The organism is Planctomycetota bacterium (assembly GCA_018242585.1).
In the GTDB taxonomy this organism is placed as follows: domain Bacteria; phylum Planctomycetota; class Planctomycetia; order Pirellulales; family PNKZ01; genus JAFEBQ01.
This window is the reverse complement of sequence record JAFEBQ010000008.1, coordinates 95,433-113,294: the sequence shown is the minus strand read 5'-3', so window position 1 is coordinate 113,294 and position 17,862 is coordinate 95,433. Positions and strand designations below refer to the sequence as shown.

Below are 17,862 nucleotides of genomic sequence, written 5' to 3'. Positions count from 1 at the left end.
GCGGTGAACTCGTTCTTCTTGAGGAAGAACTCACTTGCCCGACGCGGCTACGGCGGCGAGCGCTTCGATGTTGCGGATGAATGTTGCCGTCGAGATCAACGGCTCGGTTTCCGAAACCTTCAGCGTCTTAGTTTTGGCTGGTTCCAGCCAGCGCCCCTGGCTGTCAATCGCGGTGACCGCGGCGCGAGCGATGCCCGCCAGGGACGGATTCACCTTGCTCGGCCTGCGGCGCAGTTGCGACATGACCGATGACTTGGGGGGGCCGTTCTTCAGCAGCTTCTCGTACAGCGGCCGGAGCCGTTCGACACGCGACGGAACGATGAACGCGTAGTGGGTCGGCATGTCGCTGTTGTCGTACGTCAGTTCGTATTCCTTGGTAAAGTACATCGGCCGGTTCGTGCCGAATTCATAGAACCGGGCCAGCCGCCCGTCGGGCAATCGCGACTTGTCCAGGTAGTCGAGCGCCCGGCCGATCGGCTTCAGGAACTTCTCCTCGCCCGACGCCTCGTACAACAGCATCAGGCTTTCGATCACCGATTGCGACTCACCGCCGGTGACTGACGGCGGCTCGAACTTGCGGGCCCAAGCTGGGTGCATTTCGGCGTCGTATTGCTGGGCCCAGGCGGGTTGCGGCTCGGGCAATTGGGCCAGAATCATAAAGTCGCCACAATGTTTGGCCGCGTCGGTGTACTTGCTCGACTGGTAGACGAGGCCCGCTTCGAGCATCACCTCGATCATGTCCCCCATCGCGTTGTCGTTGAACGTGTAGAAGCTGTTGTACTTCACATTCGGGAAGGTGCGCGACCATTCCTGGGGGAACGACGCGGCGACGACCGGAAACTTCTCTCGCTCGGGGGGCGCGCTAAATCGTTGCGGCCAGGCGCCGTTCGGATATTGGACTTCGACCAGCTTGTCCAGCGCGTACAGCGACGCCTCGTGAATCGCTTCGTCCTTGGATTCGAGCGCCTGGTCCACGCGCATCAGCAGCCTAACGGCCGATTGGGTGTTGTCATCGTCCAGCGTGGTGACGTTGGCGGCCTTGGCCGCGTCGCGCGGAGCGTGCGGTGGCTTGCGGTACGCGATCTTTTCACGGCTCGGTATGTCGAAGCTGATCGAGTAATCCCAACCGCCGCTCGTGAGCTGTCCTTTGACGAGCGCCGTGGCCGTTTGCCGGGCGCACTCCAGATAGTGCTTGTCGCGCGTCTGTTGATAGACGTTCAGGTAGGCCAGCCCGACGCTCGGCGTGCCGGGGGGCTGGATCCAGATCATGTCATTGGTCGCGGCCCGTTCCCCTTCGCGCTGTTTCAGGTCGGCGGTGTAGCGCCAGGCGTAACCTCCTTCGGTGGCAACCTTGGTCGTGAAGTAATCGACCGCGCGGCGCAGGGTCTCGCGCGCCTGCTCGGGGGTGACCACGTCTTCGGCGTGTGCGCTCCCCGCGAACAACATCAAGAACGTCACGCCACACAGTAAGAAGTATCGCATCGAATTTTCCGCCGAAAGGAACGCTGGGCCAGAACCAGTGTCCAAGTTAGCCCACCAACAAGCGGATTGCATCTGGGGATGCCCGTTGGGTGCCCTGTGGGCACCGTGATTTCCGCGTTGCCGGACGGGAACAATGGCACGCAGCGGTCGATTCGGCGTCGGGAAAATGTGGTGCTCGCAGAGCACCCTACCAGAGAATGCAAGTCGTTGGCCGTTCGCGATTAACGCCTTGCCGGGGATGCCATCACCAAGCCGCGTGCTAAACTTACCAATCTCACACACTCTCGCTCCGTCATGAGTTTGCCATGCAAGTTGTGATTACCGCCGTGGGGCCCGACAACCGGGGCCTGGCCGACCCGATCATTCACTACGTGACGGGTCAGGGGGCCAATATCGCCGAAATCCAGATGTACGATCACGACGACGATTGCTTGTTCGCCATGTTGTCGCGCATCGAGCTGGCCCCCGAGCGGTTCGACGATCTGCAAGGAGCCATGGCCGAGGTGGCTAAGACGACCGGCTTGTCGGTTCGGGTCTGGTCCCCCGAGCGGCGTGCCGCGCGGCCTCGGTTGGCCATCTGCACGACCTATCGCCCCGAGCCGGCCTTGGCGCTGCTGCGGGGGATTCGCGACGGGCAGATTCGGGCCGACGCAGCGGTCATGCTCGGCAACCGTCCGAACTGTCGCAACCTGGCCGAGCAGTTCGGTGTCGACTGGCATCAGGTTGGCGACGACACCGGCAAGGTTGACGACGAACGGCTGATGGCGATCTGTGACGAGTATGACGTCGACTACATCATTCTGGCTCGCTACATGCGGGTGCTCGCGCCGAGCGCGTGTTGGAAATACGCCGGCGGCCGGATCATCAACTTGCACCACGGCCTGTTGCCCAGCTTCCCGGGCATGCGCCCTTATCACGAGGCCTACGCCAGCCGGATGCTGACCTACGGCGCGACGTGCCACTTTATCGTTCCCGACCTCGACGCTGGGAATCAGATCATCTACCAGTCGACCTTCACCGTGCCGCACGGCATGGCGCTAGACGACATCATTCGGCTCGGCCAGGAAGACAACGAGCCGCGCTGCCTGGTCGAAGGGGTGCGTCGGGTGGTCGATCGCGAGGTGCAGTTGCACTTCCACCGGGTGGTCGCGCTGAAGAAGGGCTGAACCGCCCCTCGCTTGCGTGCGTAGCAACGGCGCGTCACCGCGCGGCCGAAATGCCTTGCGCCGTTAAGAACCCGCAACGATTCACGCCGGTTTGCGCCAGGGGCGAGTTTGCGCCCGTTCCGCTACAATGGAGTTCTGGACACCGCCAGCTATCGCTCGGCGGCGTCCCCGACGTGTCGGCGTGGCGTGCGATCGATTGATCGACGCGCCACCCGATGGCTACCCGCGTGAGTTTCAACGACCGGTCATGCCTGAACTGTTGAACCCTTGGTTGATGAGCGGCGCCGCACTGGCCGCAGTGCCGGTGATCTTCCACCTGCTCATGCGCCCGCGCCCCAAGGTGCTCGAGTTTCCGGCTCTGAGATTCGTCCGCGCCCGGCACAACGCCAACCGGCGGCAAATGCGCCTGCGCAACTTGCTGCTGTTGCTGCTGCGAATGGCGGTGATCGTGTTGATCGCCCTGGCCCTGGCGCGCCCCACGTCGCAGAATGTGCCGGGACTGTCGGGCAAGGGGGACGGCCCGGTGGCGGTGGCGCTCTTGATCGACACGCTGCCGCACATGGACTACCGCTACGAGAACAAGTCCCGGCTTGACGTGGCGCGCGAGACGGCTGACTGGCTGTTGGGACAGTTGCCCGAGGACAGCCAGGTGGCGGTCATCGACAGCGCCAGCACCGCTTCGGCGTTTCAGGTCGACCGCTCGTCGGCGGCACACTATGTCGAACGATTAAAGATCGACGAAGTCGGCCAGCCTCTCTGGAAGCAAATCGCGCCGGCCTGTCGGCTGCTCAAGACCAGCGAACTGCCCAAAGAGATTTACGTCCTCACCGATCTGGCGCGGTCGGCGTGGAAATCCTCGGCCGAAAGCGAGTTGGGCAAAGCCCTGAAGGATGCCGACGTCACGGGGTTGTACCTGATCGACGTCGGTGTCGAGAAGCCGCACAACTTTGGCCTGGGTCCGCTCAAGTTGTCGGCCGAGACGGTCTCGCGCGGCAGTAGCCTGTCGATCGGCACCGAGCTGTTGGCGGTCGGCCCCGGCGGACAGCGGACGGTCGAATCGTACCTGGTCGATCGCGCTGGCCAGTTGCAAAAGCGCGACGAGGCGTTGGTCGACGCCCAGGCCGACGGCTCGGTGGCGGTCTCGTTCTCGCTGTCAGGTTTGGACGAGGGAGTGAATCAGGGAATGGTTAAGGTATTGGGCGGTGACGGGCTGACGGCCGACGACTCGCGTTACTTCACCGTCGTGGTGCGCCCGGCGTGGCGGGTGTTGATCGTCGCGCCCGAGCCGCGCCATCGCCAGGCGAGCTACCTGGCCAAGGCAATCGCTCCCGAGGAGTATCGCCGCGCCGGCCGCGCGAAGTTCACTTGCGACATTCAAGGCTACGGCCAACTGAGCGGCGTGCCGTTGGATCAATACGCGGCTGTCTACTTGCTCGACCCGTCGCCGCTGCCCGACGCGGTCTGGCAGCAGCTTGGTTCGTTTGTGCAAGGTGGCGGCGGGCTGGCGGTGTGCGCCGGCCCGGGCGCGCAACCGCTGGCGTCGTTCAACAGCGCGGCCGCGCGCGAGGTGCTGCCGGCGGCGCTCGGCTTCCTGGCCCGGCATCCCAACGGCGACTTGTATCTGCCGGCCGACGAGAGCGATCACCCGGCGCTGGCCCGGTTCGTGCCGCTGCGCGGGAATATCGCCTGGGACAACTTTCCAATTTACCGGCATTGGACCCTGGGCGAGGCGGCCAGCGCGATGGCGGTCGTGGCCCGCTATTCCGATGGCTTGCCGGCGCTGGTCGAACGGCCGATCGGCCGCGGCCGCGTTTTGCTGTTGGACACGCCGATCAGCGAAGCCCCCGGCACGGCCGACGCCGAGCGCTGGAACATGTTGCCGACCGGCTTCGAACCCTGGCCGTTCGTGATGTTGGTCGACCAAATGACGCTGTATCTGGTGGGGAACTCGGAGCGTTCGTTCAATTACCAGGCGGGGCAGCCGGCCGTGATTCAGCTCGAACCCGATGAGCGCCGGCCGACGTACCTGTTGAGCCGGCCCGATCGCTCGGGCGAGGGAGAGCGCGTGGCGCCCGACGAGTCAACGCTGGTGATCCCGCGAACCGAGGATCCCGGCAACTATCGGATCGACGCCGGCGGCGAGAAAGATCGCGTCCATCTCGGGTTCAGCGCCAACTTGCCGGCCGACGCCACGCAACTGGCGCGAGTCGACAAAGATGAGTTGGCCCAGGTGTTTGGCGACTTCAAGTTCCAGTTGGCCCGCGATCGGATTCAAGTCGATCGGGTGGTGTCGAGCAACCGGGTCGGTCGCGAATGGTTTCCGTACATCATCCTGGCGCTGTGTCTGGCGATGGGGTTTGAATATCTGACCGCCAATCGGTTCTATCGCGAAGTGCCCGACAAGGCGGCCTGACGCCAGCAGTTTGTTTCAACGCAAAGTGACGTTCGATGGTCGAGTGGTTGCAAAGTTGGACGGCATCGCCGGTTGGCGGCTGGTGGGGGCTATTGGCCGCCGCGGCCGTGCTGGTGTTGTTGCTGTTCATCGGTCCCAGCAGCCGCAAGCTATCGACCAACCGCCGGCGGCTGCTGATCGTGTTGCGATTGGGGGCCATTGCCGTCGCCTTGTGGACGATGGCGCGGCCGGCGCGCGTACACACCACCAAGGTCAAGCACGCCTCAACGGTGGTGATTCTGGCCGATCGCTCGCGCAGCATGCAGGTCGACGACATGGCCGGCGGCCTAAGTCGCTGGACGGCCGAGCGCAACGCCCTGGACGGCGCGGCCGCCGAGATCGCTTCGTTCGACGAGACGGTGCAGGTCAAGGCGTACAGCTTTGACTCCGAGCTGCATCCCTTGACGGTCGACAAGGGAAAGATCGGTCTGGGAGAAAAGCCCGACGGTTCTCAGACGGCGATCGGGGCGGCGCTGCAAGAAGTATTGCGGCAACACGCCAGCCAGCGGTTGACAGGGGTGATTCTGATGAGCGACGGCGCTCAGCGCGCCGTGTCGCCGAACGATGTCGCGCCGCAAGGGTCGGCGCGCCGGCTGGGGGATCTGGGCTGCGGGCTGTACGTGGTGCCGTTGGGGCAGGATCGAGGCCCGGGGCAACGCCGCGACGTGGCGGTGCAGTCGCTCGTGGTTCCTTCGACGGTCTATGTGAAGAACGAGTTGCCTGTCACGGGCACGATCCGCATCGATGGCTACGCCAATCAGCCGGTCCCCTGCCAGTTGCTGTTCGAGACGGCGCTGAACACGATGTCGCCTGTCGGCGCGACGTCCCTCAATCGCCCCAGTGACGGTCAATCGTGGCCGGTCGATTTCGACTACGTGCCCGAGCGCGCCGGCGAGTTCAAGCTCACCTTACGCGTGCCCCAGCAGCCCGGCGAGTTGCTGACCACGAACAACGAGCTGAGCACGTTCGTCACGGTCCTTTCTGGCGGCGTCAACGTCTTGTACATCGAAGGGACAGCGCGGGTTGAGCAGAAATTCATCCGCCGCGTCCTCGACACCTCGCCGAACATCAAGACTGACTATCTGCGCATCGATGCGCAGCGTCCCGAGACGCGCCCCGCGGACTTGATCGACAAGTTCCAGCCGGGGCGCTACGACGTCTATATCCTGGGCGACATCGACAGCATGGCGTTCGAGCCCGGCGAGCTGCGCCGGCTGGGGACCGCCATCGAACGCGGCGCGGGGCTGATGATGCTCGGCGGTTTTCATAGCTTTGGCGCCGGTGGCTGGGGACGGACGCCGCTGGCCGACGCCTTGCCGGTGGTGATCGACCGCCTGGAACGCCAGAACTTCGACGAGCCGTTGCGCGAGGACTTGCACTGGAACAAGCCGCAAACGATGCAGCCGACGCGGATCGGCCGGACGCAAAGTTTGATGATGCTCGCCCCCACCAGCCAGAACGACGAAGCCTGGCGCAAGTTGCCGCCGCTCGAAGGAGCGAACCGGTTTCGGGGGATCAAGACCGGCGGCATTGTGCTGGCCGAATCTAGCGAAGGGAACCCGCTGTTGGTGGCCAAGGACTTTGGCGCGGGCCGGGTGTTGGCCTTTGCAGGGGATTCGACCTGGCATTGGGCCATGTCGGAGTCCAGCGCGGAGCATCGCCGCTTCTGGCGACAGTCGATTCTGTGGCTGGCCCGCAAGGAAGAAGCCGAAGGGCGTGTGCTGATCCGGCTGGATCAGCGCCGCTTTGCGCCGGGGAGCCGCGTGGAGTTCGTTGTCACTGCCTTGTCGAACGAAGGGCAGGAAGTTCCCGACGCGAGCTTTGTCGTCGATGTGCGCAAGCCGAACGAGCAGACCTCGCGCGCTCAACTGCGCCGTCAACAGGACCAGACGATCGGCACGTTCGCCGAGACGGATCAGGCCGGCGATTACGTGCTGCACGTGACCGCGCAGCGCGGCACGACGGTGCTTGGCACGGCCGAGGCGCGATTTCTCGTCTATCAGAACGATCTCGAGATGGACAACCCAGCGGCCGATACCGCACTGCTGCGCAGTCTGGCCAAGCTGACTCCCGGCCGGGTGGTAGCCCCCGAGCAGTTGCCCGAGTTGCTCCGTGACCTGCGCCAGACGATTGACGAGTCGCAGATGGAAAAGCAGACGAAGACCACTCAGTACGACAAGCCGTGGGTGATTTTGGCGTTTGTCGCCATGTTCAGCGCCGAGTGGTATCTACGAAAGCGGTGGGGGCTGGTGTGAGTCTTCGAGTATGGTGCGACAAATTGTCGTAGTTTGATTTAGCTTGCTGACAGAATGGCGTAGTTTAAGATGAAACCGGATATGACCTGTACGCGCGCCCGCAAATGGTATGTCGGCGTGCTGTCAGGGCTTAGCGTGGTCATGTCCGGGGCATCGGGCGCAGAGGTCATCTGGGCGGGGGCGTTCGCGGTCGACATGAGTCGGCGGGCGAACTTCTTCCAGGCTGCGCACGGTGTCTGGTTCTCAGTTTAGTATCCCACCCCAAGTGGCGCGACGTGCTTCGCGGGAGTCACCTCGCGTCAGGAACAGCTTCACGGAATTTTATCGCCTCATCCGTCGCCTAGGCGGTCGGGGCGCAACGCGATTTTCTTTTGGCGCGAGGCAACTCGTTGCCGCACCTCCCCATGCTTGAAACGCTTCACGTTTGGTTGCCAAACTTGCCCGGCCCGGCCGGCGGCATCCAACGGTTCTCGGCGTGCCTGTTGCGGGCGCTGGAGGGATGCGGCCAAGTGCGCCAGACGCGCGTGATCATCAAGAATGATCCCGTCGAAAGGGGCGCGGCCCAGCGCGGCTCGATCAGTTTTCATACGGCCGGTGGTTATCCCGTGGCCTTGCGCACCACGGCATTTGCAGGGTTGGCGTCTTGGCTGGCGCTGCGCGAGCGGCCCGACTTGATCATTTCGGTACACGCGAACTTCTCGCCGTTGGCGGCGCTGTTGAAACGCCGGCTAGGGATTCCTTATTGGATTGTCGCTCACGGGGTTGAAGTCTGGAAGTTGAACGGCGATCGCGTGGGGCCGGCGCTGCTGAACGCTGATCGGGTGTTGCCGGTCAGCAGCGTGACGCGCCAGCGGCTGCTGACCCAGTTGCCGTTTGAGCAATCGCGAATCACCGAGTTGCCCAACACGCTGGCGGCCGAGCAATTCCAACTCGGCCCCAAGCCCGAGTTTCTGCTCCGCCGGCATGGCTTGCGGCCGGACCAGCCGGTGTTGTTGACCATTGCCCGGCTGGTCGAGACCGAACGGTACAAGGGCAATGACCAGGTGCTTCGCGCGCTGCCCGCCATTCGCCAGGCGGTGCCCGGGGTGCGTTACATCATCGGCGGCCGCGGACCCGAGCGTGGGCGACTCGAGCGGCTGGCCGCCGAATTGAAGGTGACCGATTGCGTGACGTTCACCGGCTTCATTCCCGACACCGAACTGGCCGATTACTACCGGTTGGCCGATGTGTTTGCCATGCCCAGCAACGGCGAAGGCTTCGGCATTGTATTCCTCGAAGCAATGGCTTCCGGCAAGCCGGTGCTGGCCGGAAACCAGGACGGCTCGGTTGACGCCTTGAAGCAGGGCGAACTGGGCGTGTTGGTCGATCCGCACGATGTCTCGGCCATTGCGGAGGCGTCGGTCCAACTGCTCCAGAGAACTCACCCGCATCCGTTGGTCTATCGGCCCGACGCCCTGCGCCAGGCGATGCTCGACGCCTTCGGCCCCGAGCGGTTCCAACAGCGCGTGACCGAACTGTTGACGAGCTTTGAAGCGGCACGCTAACGCAATCGCGAAGAGCAAAGGCGCGTTTTCCTTCGGCAGCAGTGGGTCTTCGAGAGCGCACAACAATGGTTTCTTGTCGCTGACGCGACCTCGGTTGCTTTGCAACCGAGGCCACCCAGCGCTTAAGCATTGGCACACATTCGGGTGGCCCTGGTTGCCTCGCAACCAGGGTGGCGCAGCCACAAGAAACTCGATGGACACGGATCGAGCCCTTTGATGGGCAGCGCCTAGCCACGCCCTTCGGGCAGCAGCACCACGCAGGGTTTGTTCTCGGCGCGGCAGGCTTGGCGGTGACGCTTCAATTGTTCCAGGTCGGCGGGCTCGCCCAACAGCAAATAGTCGAGCCCCCAGGCGTCGAGAATCGGCTCGGCGTACTGCCGGGCGCTGTCGGTCGAGCCGGGCAGCAAGAAGCTGCGGTAGCCGATCATGGCGAACAGCGGAAGCTGCATGTCGTAATAGACGTTGCGCAGCGCATCGCCCGAGTCGAACATGCCGGTCGTCTGCATGATGACCACCGGCTCGCGGCCCCCCAGGTACAGCCCGGCCGCCAGCACCCAGGCTTCGCCTTCGCGGCAAACGCGCAGCAAGCGCAACCGGTCGTGCCCACTGAACGCCGCTTCCCAGGTGCCGAGCATCGAGTCGGGCAACCAGACCACGTCGGTGACGCCCAATTCAACCAGCGCGGCGGCAATATCGTGACCAGCGATCATGGCAAATGTGGCTTTGAGAGTTACGGTGCTAAGGATTCACGCTCGTGATCCACAAGAACGGCTTCCCCGAATCGTCGAGCCGCATCTCGTAGGTCAAACTGGCTTTGAACATCGCGCGGCGGAGCACGATCGCGTACATCGACTTGCCCGCCGGGAACGAGGCCTTCGCCCGGGTCGGGTCGAGTCGCTGCCGCTTCATGATTGCTCGATCGTAAATCACCGGCAGCTTCAACCGCTCGGTGACCACTTCGACAATTTCGGCGACGGGCGTGTCTTCGATTTCGACGTTGATGACCTCGACAATGCCGGGGACGATTTCCCCGTCCTTGTGGGCCGGTGTCCAGCCGACCGGCCAGCTTTCCTTGGTCGACGCCAGCGGCGTCAGCAAATACTCGGGCTTTCCTTGCGAGCCGGTTCGTGGCACGACGGCGTAGCCCGCGGTTCGCGCCAGGGCGGCAACCGTGGTGCCGATCGACACGCCCTTTAGCTCGTCGGCCACCGGGTCGGCTTCGGCCAGCGCGGCACGAGCCGCCGGATCGGCCAACAGCGGGTAAGCCAGCCGCGTGGCCAGTCGTTCCACGATCGCCTTGGTCGGCTGATCAGCGGTCGAGATATCGACCGGCCGGGACAAGTCTCCTTCGACCAGCGCCCGTAGTTGGGGCGTCAGCCCGAACGACTCGCGCGGCGCGCCGGCGGCGCGGTCGGCTCCTTCCTTTTTGAGTTGTTCGAGCCAGTTGCGAATGCCGTTGCGATCGCCGCTGCCGAAGCGCGCGCCGGGGACGATCAACTGGTTCCCGCCGGTCAACCGGCCGTGGACCACATAGATCGTGGCGTTGGCGGGCCCCCGGGTGACGATCTCGATCTTGTCGGTGGCCGCCGCGCCGCGGATTTGTAGATTGTCAACCTTCAACTCGGTGAGCAAGGTGAACCAGTTGCGCAGACCCGTGGCGGGGAAGCCAGGCTCGGTCCCCAGCACCATTTCGACGCGCGGCTCGGCGGCCACGGACGGCGCTGCCAGCGCGAAACAGGTCGCCAGTGCGAGCCAGCCGGCCACTGGGACGATTGAACTCAAGCAAGTGCGCATGGCTGCCGGCTCCTTCCGGGCCGCGAACTCCCTGGCGGTAGAGGCTAAAAAATCCGCAAGGTTTGCCACGTCTGACAAATTGGGGTCGCGCGTTGCGGCCGCGCCGGATTATGGCACAATAACCAGACTCATGCAAAAACCACGGGGGCCAGCCGCGATTCAGCGGCCGTGTGCTGCATCGCTTTGTCACGCACCTGGAGACACGAGACTATGTCGCGACCGGTAACGCTGTTCACGGGCCAATGGGCCGATATGAAGTTGGCCGACCTGGCTCGGAAAGCGGCCGAGTTCGGTTATCAGGGAATCGAACTGGCTTGCTGGGGCGACCACTTCGACGTGGGCCAGGCGCTGAAGGACAGCGGCTACTGCGCCGCCAAGCGCGATCTGCTGGAACGTCACGATCTGCAAGTGTTTGCCATCAGCAATCACCTGGTCGGTCAGGCCGTGTGCGACGTGATCGACGAGCGTCACAAGTCGATCCTGCCGCCGCACGTCTGGGGCGACGGCAAGCCGGCCGGCGTGAATCAGCGCGCCGCCGAGGAAATGAAGGCCACGGCCCGGGCGGCCCAGAAGCTGGGCATTGGCGTGGTCAACGGCTTTACCGGGTCGAGCATTTGGCACTTGCTCTATTCGTTCCCGCCGGTGCCGCAAAAGATGATCGACGACGGCTATAAGCAGTTCGCCGAGCGCTGGAACCCGATTCTCGACGTGTTCGCCGAGTGTGGCGTGAAGTTCGCGCTGGAAGTCCACCCGACCGAGATCGCGTTCGACTTGTACTCGGCCGAAGCGGCGCTCAAGGCGCTCGACTACCGCGAGGAGTTTGGCTTCAACTTCGATCCCAGCCACCTGATTTGGCAAGGGGTCGACCCGGTCGAGTTCATCCGCGCTTTCCCGGATCGCATTTATCACATGCACGTCAAGGACGCCATTGTCACGCTCAACGGGCGGACTGGCATCCTGGCCAGCCATATCAACTTTGGCGATCCGCGGCGCGGCTGGGACTTCCGCTCGCCGGGGCGCGGCGGCGTGAACTTCGAGGAGATCATTCGCGCCCTGAACCAGGTCAACTACCAGGGCCCGCTGTCGGTCGAATGGGAAGACTCGGGCATGGACCGCGAAGCCGGCGCCCGCGAAGCGGCCGAGTTCGTCAAGAAGTTGGACTTCGTGCCGAGTAAGTTGGCGTTCGACGCCGCGTTCGAGAAGAAATAGTCGCCCGCTTCGCGCGACCGGAAACTTATCGCGATTGGCCAGCATCCAAGCTCAGGGGGGCGCCCCTGGGCTTTTTTATGCGCGTTTCAAGGCGTTTTTTACCGCAAGGTATACTGAAACGGAACCATTCTCACGTGCAGCTTTAGGGTGCCATGCTCAAGTCAGCAGACTTGAGCATGCGAAGCTGGTACTGGCATGCTCGAGCCTTGGGGACTTGAGCATGGCACCCGATGACTTGATGGCAAGTGGAACCTTGGGTGAAGATGTTCAGCGTGACGCGGCTTGGCGCTATCGTATGGCTTGCATTGGCGCTGTTGTTGGCGTTGGATGTTCAGGCTGCGCCGATCGGGTCGTCGAAAGTCGCGGAGCAGCGCCAGGAACTTAGCGCCAGCTACCGGCAAGCGCTCGACAGGCTGGCCGAGTGGTGCGACGAACAAAGACTCAAGCCAGAGGCCAAGCGCGTCCGGCGCTGGGCGCTGCCGAGCGATCCGCTGAAGATCGTCATCCCATTGATCCCCGCGACGCGCGAGGCGTTGCCGGCCGACGCTACGGCGGCTCAGCGTGATTCCTTTGCGCGGTTCAGCGCGTTGCGGCAGCAACAGGCGAGCGAGCTATTCAAGCTGGCCCAAGCCGCCGCGGCCGAGCGACAGGCGACCACCGCGTATGAACTGGTTCATCTAGCCTTGCGCGAGGATCCCGATCACGCCGCGGCGCGGCGCATTCTGGGTTACGTCCGCGAAGGGGACGCCTGGCTCACGCCGTACGAGGTCGACAAAGCCGCCGGCAAGCAAGTCTGGGACGATCGCTTCGGCTGGCTGCTGCGCGATCGATTGCCGCGTTACGAGCGAGGCGAGCGTTTCAACCGTGGGCGTTGGGTCAGCGCCGAGGAAGACGCCCGACTGTCGCGCGACATTGCCAGCGGTTGGAACGTGGTCACCGAACATTTCGCGATTCGGACGAACTCCAGCCTGGCCGAAGGGGCCCGCGTCGCGCGGCGGCTCGAAGAGTTGTACCGCGGCTGGCGGCAATTGTTCGTGCTCTACTACGCGTCCGAAGCGGATGTGGCGCGCTGGCTCGCGGGTGGGCCGGTCAAGTTGGGCCCGCCGCGGCGCGCCGACGTGTCGCTCTATCGCACCCGGGACGAATACAATGCCGCGCTGGTCAAGGACGAGCCGAACATCTCGCGTTCGACGGGTTATTACCGCGCGGAAGCGCGGCGGAGCTTTTTCTACAGCGCCGCGCCGGACGAGCCGACCGACGACACGGCCATGATCCACGAGGCGACGCACCAGTTGTTTTCGGAATGGCGCCATTCGCGCGCCACGGTCGGCGAGGGGGCGAACTTTTGGATCGTCGAAGGGGTCGCTTGCTACCTGGAATCGCTGACCGAGCACGACGGCTACCTGACCGTCGGCGGGCGCGATTCACAGCGGCTGGTCGACGCCGAGCATCGGCTGCGCGGCAACCAGTTTTATGTGCCGCTGGCCGAACTGACGGCGATGGGGCGCGAGCCATTCCAGCGGCACGCGAACCTGCCGCAACTTTATAGCCAGTCGGCCGGCCTGACTCATTTCCTGATGCACTCTGGCGGCGGCCGCTACCGGGACGCGCTGGTCGATTACATGATTGCCATCTACACCGGCCGCGACACGACGATCACCCTGCGCGAAGCTACGGGCGTTGGCTACGAAGAACTCGACCGGCAATACCGAGCGTTCATCGAAGCGCTACCGCGGTAAAGCCCGAATGACGAAAGAAGGCCGACCACGACGACACGACGTCGGAAAGAATAGGGAATTGAACCGCAAAGGCGCAAAGATCGCAAAGGATGAGGATTGAAACGCAGAGGACACGGTGAAGCGCAGAGAGAGAGATTTCCACGGTTTCCCGCCTCCGCGAGCCCCCGCGCCCTCTGCGATTCAAATTTTCTTTTGCAGTTCTTTGCGTCCTTTGCGCCTTTGCGGTTCAAATCCCTGATCTCTCCGGCGTCGTGGTCGAATTGATTTCGTCATTCGTCATTTGCCAAGCCTGTGTCGGCCAGCCAATAATGGCGCACCGCTTCAATTGACCTTCTCGAGTTGGAGAGCCCCGCCTATGTCTTTCGCGCGTCGTGCGTCGTTGGTGTTTGTTCTCTGCGCCGTGGCCGGCGTGGCTGTCGGCATGTGGGCCCAGGAATACAAGAGCGGCAAAATCTGGCCCGAGCCCCGGTTGGTGACGCCGGGCGATGGGACCGCGCCTCCGTCGGACGCTATTGTGCTGTTCGGCGGCAAGGACTTGTCAGCCTGGGACGGCGGCGACAAGTGGCTGGTCGCTGACGGCGTCGCCACCGTGAAGGACACCAGTATCCGCACCAAGCAAGCCTTTGGCGATTGCCAGGTCCACCTCGAATGGGCGGCCCCGGCCGAAGTGAAAGGCGAAGGGCAAGGGCGCGGCAACAGCGGCATCTTCTTTATGGACAAGTACGAGATTCAGATTCTCGACTCGTACGGAAACACGACCTACTTCGATGGCCAGGCCGGCGCGCTGTACAAGCAGTGGCCGCCGCTGGTCAACGCCTGTCGCAAGCCGGGCGAGTGGCAGACCTATGACATTTTGTTCACCACGCCGCGGTTCGACCTGGACGGCAAGTTGCTGAAGCCGGGCGCTGTCACCGTGCTGCACAACGGCGTGGTGGTGCAGAACCATGCCGAAATTCTGGGTTCGACCGCCTGGCACAAGCCCCCCGAGTACGAACCGCACGACCCGACGGGACACATCTCGCTGCAGAACCACGGCAACCCGGTACGATACCGAAATATCTGGATTCGCGAACTGTAGTTTTGTCGACAAGTATTTTTTCACCGCAAAGACGCAAAGAACGCAAAGGAAATATCGAAAATTGAATCGCGGAGGGCGCAGAGTTACGCGGAGAAAGAGGATAGCGAACAATTCTTCTCTGCGCCTCTCAGCGTCCTCTGCAATTCAAATGTTCTCTTGTATTTACTCTGCGACCTTCGCGTCTTTGCGGTTCAATTGGTTTTTCTGCGGGTGCCACAAGGGCAGGGTTGATGGACGACGGGCCTTGGTTTTGCGCGATTGCCGGTGAAGAGATCGGGCCATTGGACGGCCACGGGCTGCGCGAACTCGTCCAGACCGGCGCGCTCGGTGCCGACGACCAAGTCCGGCATGGCCACGACGGCCCGTGGCGCTTGGCCAAAGACGTGCCCGGCTTGCTGGGGGGCTTTGTCAAAGCGGACGATGACGTGATCCTGGGCGAAACCACCTGGGCCAGTAGCGATCACTGGCAAGAGCGCGCCGCAGGCACGCGCATTGAGTTCCCCGGCAAACCTGGTTCGCCGAAAGGTGCGCCAATGCCTGCCGTCGCGCAACCCAACGCCCGCGCCGGGGCGGTCGATGCCCCGGTCGTATTGTACGCCGCCGCGCCCGAGGGACCGCCGGCCTGGCTCAAGCCGGTGCTGATGGTCGCGATGGTGCTAATTGGTCTGATCATCGTCGGTGTGGCCGGGTTGATGATCTATCTGAACCAAGGGCGTTAGCCTCGTCTGTATTGCGATTCTCTTGAGGTTCTAGCGCCTGGGTGGCACGCCCGTCCTTCGGGCGTGGGGAAGCAGGTACTATCTCCGCAATTCTTTGGGCAATTCCCCACGCCCTGCGCTGCGCTTGGGACGTGCCACCCAAGCTTTGCAGTTTTGGGAACAGTTCAGAGGCAAGTCTCCTAGCGTTACGCCATGCCGGATATACCGACCTGAGCCGTGCAGCGGCGATCGAATCTGGTTGCTGTAGACAACCTGGGCCAGTTCTCGTTTTCTACCAGCAGGCCCAGGGAGGACTGCGCCTATGTCTTAAGAAAAGCTGGGGACGATTTGGCCTGTAATCTTCCTTGCCCGGCGGGTGGGACGACTTACATTTTCTTAATTGGCAAGACTTTAGCGCACGAAACGGGTTCAATTGACGTAAGGCAGAGTACGCGCGGTCGGAGCAGAGCAAGCCTTTGAGGCGGAGGCACGTAATGGGCGGAAACACCCTGGATCGATTCGTTAGGGCTCGCAGCCTGGCAACCTGGGCTGCGGTGGTCGGGCTGCAGGTCGCGATCGTGGCGGTCTTCACGAACGTCGCCACGGCCGCCGATCCTCCCACCGCTGGGAAGAAGATGAGCGCCCGGCAAAAGCTGGCTGCGGCCGCCGCCAAGAACAACTCCGGCACGAAGAACAATGCGTCCGGCAAGAGCAACGTCGCCGCCAAGAACGACGCGCCTAAGAAGCTGCCGCCGACGTTGGCCACTGCCTCCGGCCCCAGGACCATCAAGAATTGGAGCGCGGTCTCCTCGAGCGGCATTCGGGACGAAGAGCTTGTCGCCTTCATCGACGAGCAAATCAGGGCTGGCTGGGCGGGAAGCGAACTGAAGCCCTCGGGCAAGGCCACCGACAACGAGTGGTGTCGGCGCGTCTACCTGGATGTTCTCGGCCGCGTTCCCACGGTCGAAGAGATTCGTCAGTTTTCGCTTGAAGCGCCGACAACTAAGAAGATCGCGCTGCTGAACCGGTTGCTCGAATCCGAAGAGTACAGCGAGGACTATGCGGCGAACTGGACGACCATTTGGACCAATCTGCTGATCGGTCGCCCGCCGGCCCGCCCCAATCGCCGCGATCCGACCAGCCGCGAAGGGATGCAGCAGTATCTGCGCCGCTCGTTCCTGGCTAACAAGCCGTGGGACACGATGGTCAGTGAGATGGTCTCGGCCACCGGCACCACGTCGCCGGGCTCGCCCGACTATAACGGCGCGACGAACTTTCTGATCGGCAAGCTGCAAGAGAACGACATCGAAGCGACGGCCAAGACGGCGAAGTTCTTCCTGGGCCTTCAGGTGCAATGCACCCAGTGCCACAACCATCCGTTCAACGATTGGAAGCAAGAACAGTTCTGGAGCCTGAACGCCTTTTTCCGCCAGACACGCTCGGCGGTCGAACGCAACGGGCGCGACATTCAATACGCCCGGCTCAAGAACGAGGACTTCAAGGGCGAGGGCTCCACGCCCCGCGACGCCGAAATCTATTTCGAGCTTCGCAACGGCACGCTGCAGGTCGCCTACCCGATGTTCATCGATGGCACGCGCTTGCCGACCAGCGGCTACATCAAGGACGTCGACCGGCGAACCGAGTTGGCCCGACTGATCGTTAAGAGTGACTACCTGGGCAAGGCGATCGTCAACCGGATGTGGGGGCACTTCCTCGGCTACGGCTTTACCAAGCCGGTCGATGATTTCGGCCCGCACAACCAGCCGTCGCATCCCGAGTTGCTCGAACGATTGGGTCACGAGTTTGCCGCCCAGGGGCATGACCTGAAGCGGTTGATTCGCTGGATTTGCCTGAGCGAAGCCTATGGCTTGTCGAGCAAGATGACGGCCGACAACAAGAAAGACGACCCGGCGCTCGGCGAACGGCCCCGGTTCAGCCACTTCTACCTGCGCCAGATGCAAGCCGAGCAGTTATACGATTCGCTGGTCGTGATCACCAACGAGCACAAGCGCCCTGGCACATACGAGGAAAAGCAGGATCGCAAGCAGAACGTGCTGCGGCAGTTCACCCTGACGTTTGGCAACGCCGACGGCGAAGACGCCACCACGTTCAACGGTACGATTCCACAGACGTTGATGATGATGAACGGCGACATGATCGAGCAAACGATCTCGATCGGCCGCGATTCTTTCCTGCGCCGACTGGCGGCTGGAGCCAGCGAGCACGAAGCGGTCGACTTGCTGTTTCTGGCCTCGCTGGGTCGCAAGCCGACCCAGGCCGACGCCGCCATGGCTCGGTCGCTATTGGGTACGAGGCGCGACAAGTTGGACGGCTATCAGGACCTGTTGTGGGCTCTGCTGAACTGCAACGAGTTTATTTTCATTCATTAACAGTGTTGAGCACATACAACCCTCGCCCCTTGTGGGAGAGGGTGGTTCGCGTAGC

General features: G+C 63.1%; 12 protein-coding genes. 9 read left to right on the top strand and 3 right to left on the bottom strand.

Annotated features, from left to right (window positions below; genetic code table 11):
- Positions 1 to 30: 30 nt before the first annotated feature.
- Entirely contained in the window at positions 31 to 1,482 is a 1,452-nt protein-coding gene (locus JSS27_04310; GenBank protein ID MBS0208157.1) for a hypothetical protein, read from the bottom strand.
- A 305-nt stretch (positions 1,483 to 1,787) separates the two neighbouring features.
- On the opposite strand from JSS27_04310, the gene JSS27_04305 reads away from it, so the two are divergent.
- The 4 genes from JSS27_04305 (at position 1,788) to JSS27_04290 (ending at position 8,899) form a co-directional block, all read left to right on the top strand.
- Positions 1,788 to 2,648, top strand: a complete 861-nt coding sequence (locus JSS27_04305) for a formyltetrahydrofolate deformylase (protein MBS0208156.1) — start codon at positions 1,788 to 1,790, stop codon at positions 2,646 to 2,648.
- Positions 2,649 to 2,895: 247 nt separating this feature from the next.
- A complete protein-coding gene (locus JSS27_04300; protein ID MBS0208155.1) occupies positions 2,896 to 5,061 on the top strand; it encodes a BatA domain-containing protein in 2,166 nt (721 codons plus the stop codon).
- 35 nt (positions 5,062 to 5,096) lie between these two features.
- On the top strand, positions 5,097 to 7,355 hold the full coding sequence (locus JSS27_04295) for a hypothetical protein (protein ID MBS0208154.1): 2,259 nt from the start codon (positions 5,097 to 5,099) through the stop codon (positions 7,353 to 7,355).
- A 404-nt stretch (positions 7,356 to 7,759) separates the two neighbouring features.
- Entirely contained in the window at positions 7,760 to 8,899 is a 1,140-nt protein-coding gene (locus JSS27_04290; GenBank protein ID MBS0208153.1) for a glycosyltransferase, read from the top strand.
- Positions 8,900 to 9,126: 227 nt separating this feature from the next.
- Here the strand turns inward: JSS27_04290 and JSS27_04285 are convergent, their stop codons facing one another.
- Complete coding sequence (locus JSS27_04285) at positions 9,127 to 9,609, bottom strand: hypothetical protein (GenBank protein ID MBS0208152.1); 483 nt, start codon at positions 9,607 to 9,609, stop codon at positions 9,127 to 9,129.
- A gap of 28 nt (positions 9,610 to 9,637) precedes the next feature.
- Entirely contained in the window at positions 9,638 to 10,693 is a 1,056-nt protein-coding gene (locus tag JSS27_04280) for a hypothetical protein (protein ID MBS0208151.1), read from the bottom strand.
- Positions 10,694 to 10,903: 210 nt separating this feature from the next.
- Here JSS27_04280 and JSS27_04275 point away from each other — a divergent pair, with 210 nt between their 5' ends.
- The 5 genes from JSS27_04275 (at position 10,904) to JSS27_04255 (ending at position 17,807) form a co-directional block, all read left to right on the top strand.
- Positions 10,904 to 11,902 carry a sugar phosphate isomerase/epimerase gene (locus tag JSS27_04275; GenBank protein ID MBS0208150.1) on the top strand — a complete coding sequence of 333 codons (999 nt, stop codon included), beginning with the start codon at positions 10,904 to 10,906 and terminating at the stop codon, positions 11,900 to 11,902.
- 257 nt (positions 11,903 to 12,159) lie between these two features.
- A complete protein-coding gene (locus JSS27_04270; GenBank protein MBS0208149.1) occupies positions 12,160 to 13,641 on the top strand; it encodes a hypothetical protein in 1,482 nt (493 codons plus the stop codon).
- 355 nt (positions 13,642 to 13,996) lie between these two features.
- Entirely contained in the window at positions 13,997 to 14,719 is a 723-nt protein-coding gene (locus JSS27_04265) for a DUF1080 domain-containing protein (protein MBS0208148.1), read from the top strand.
- Positions 14,720 to 14,949: 230 nt separating this feature from the next.
- Positions 14,950 to 15,438: a DUF4339 domain-containing protein gene (locus JSS27_04260; protein MBS0208147.1), complete on the top strand. Its 489-nt coding sequence runs from the start codon at positions 14,950 to 14,952 to the stop codon at positions 15,436 to 15,438.
- A gap of 473 nt (positions 15,439 to 15,911) precedes the next feature.
- Positions 15,912 to 17,807: a DUF1549 domain-containing protein gene (locus tag JSS27_04255; GenBank protein ID MBS0208146.1), complete on the top strand. Its 1,896-nt coding sequence runs from the start codon at positions 15,912 to 15,914 to the stop codon at positions 17,805 to 17,807.
- Positions 17,808 to 17,862: the final 55 nt, after the last annotated feature.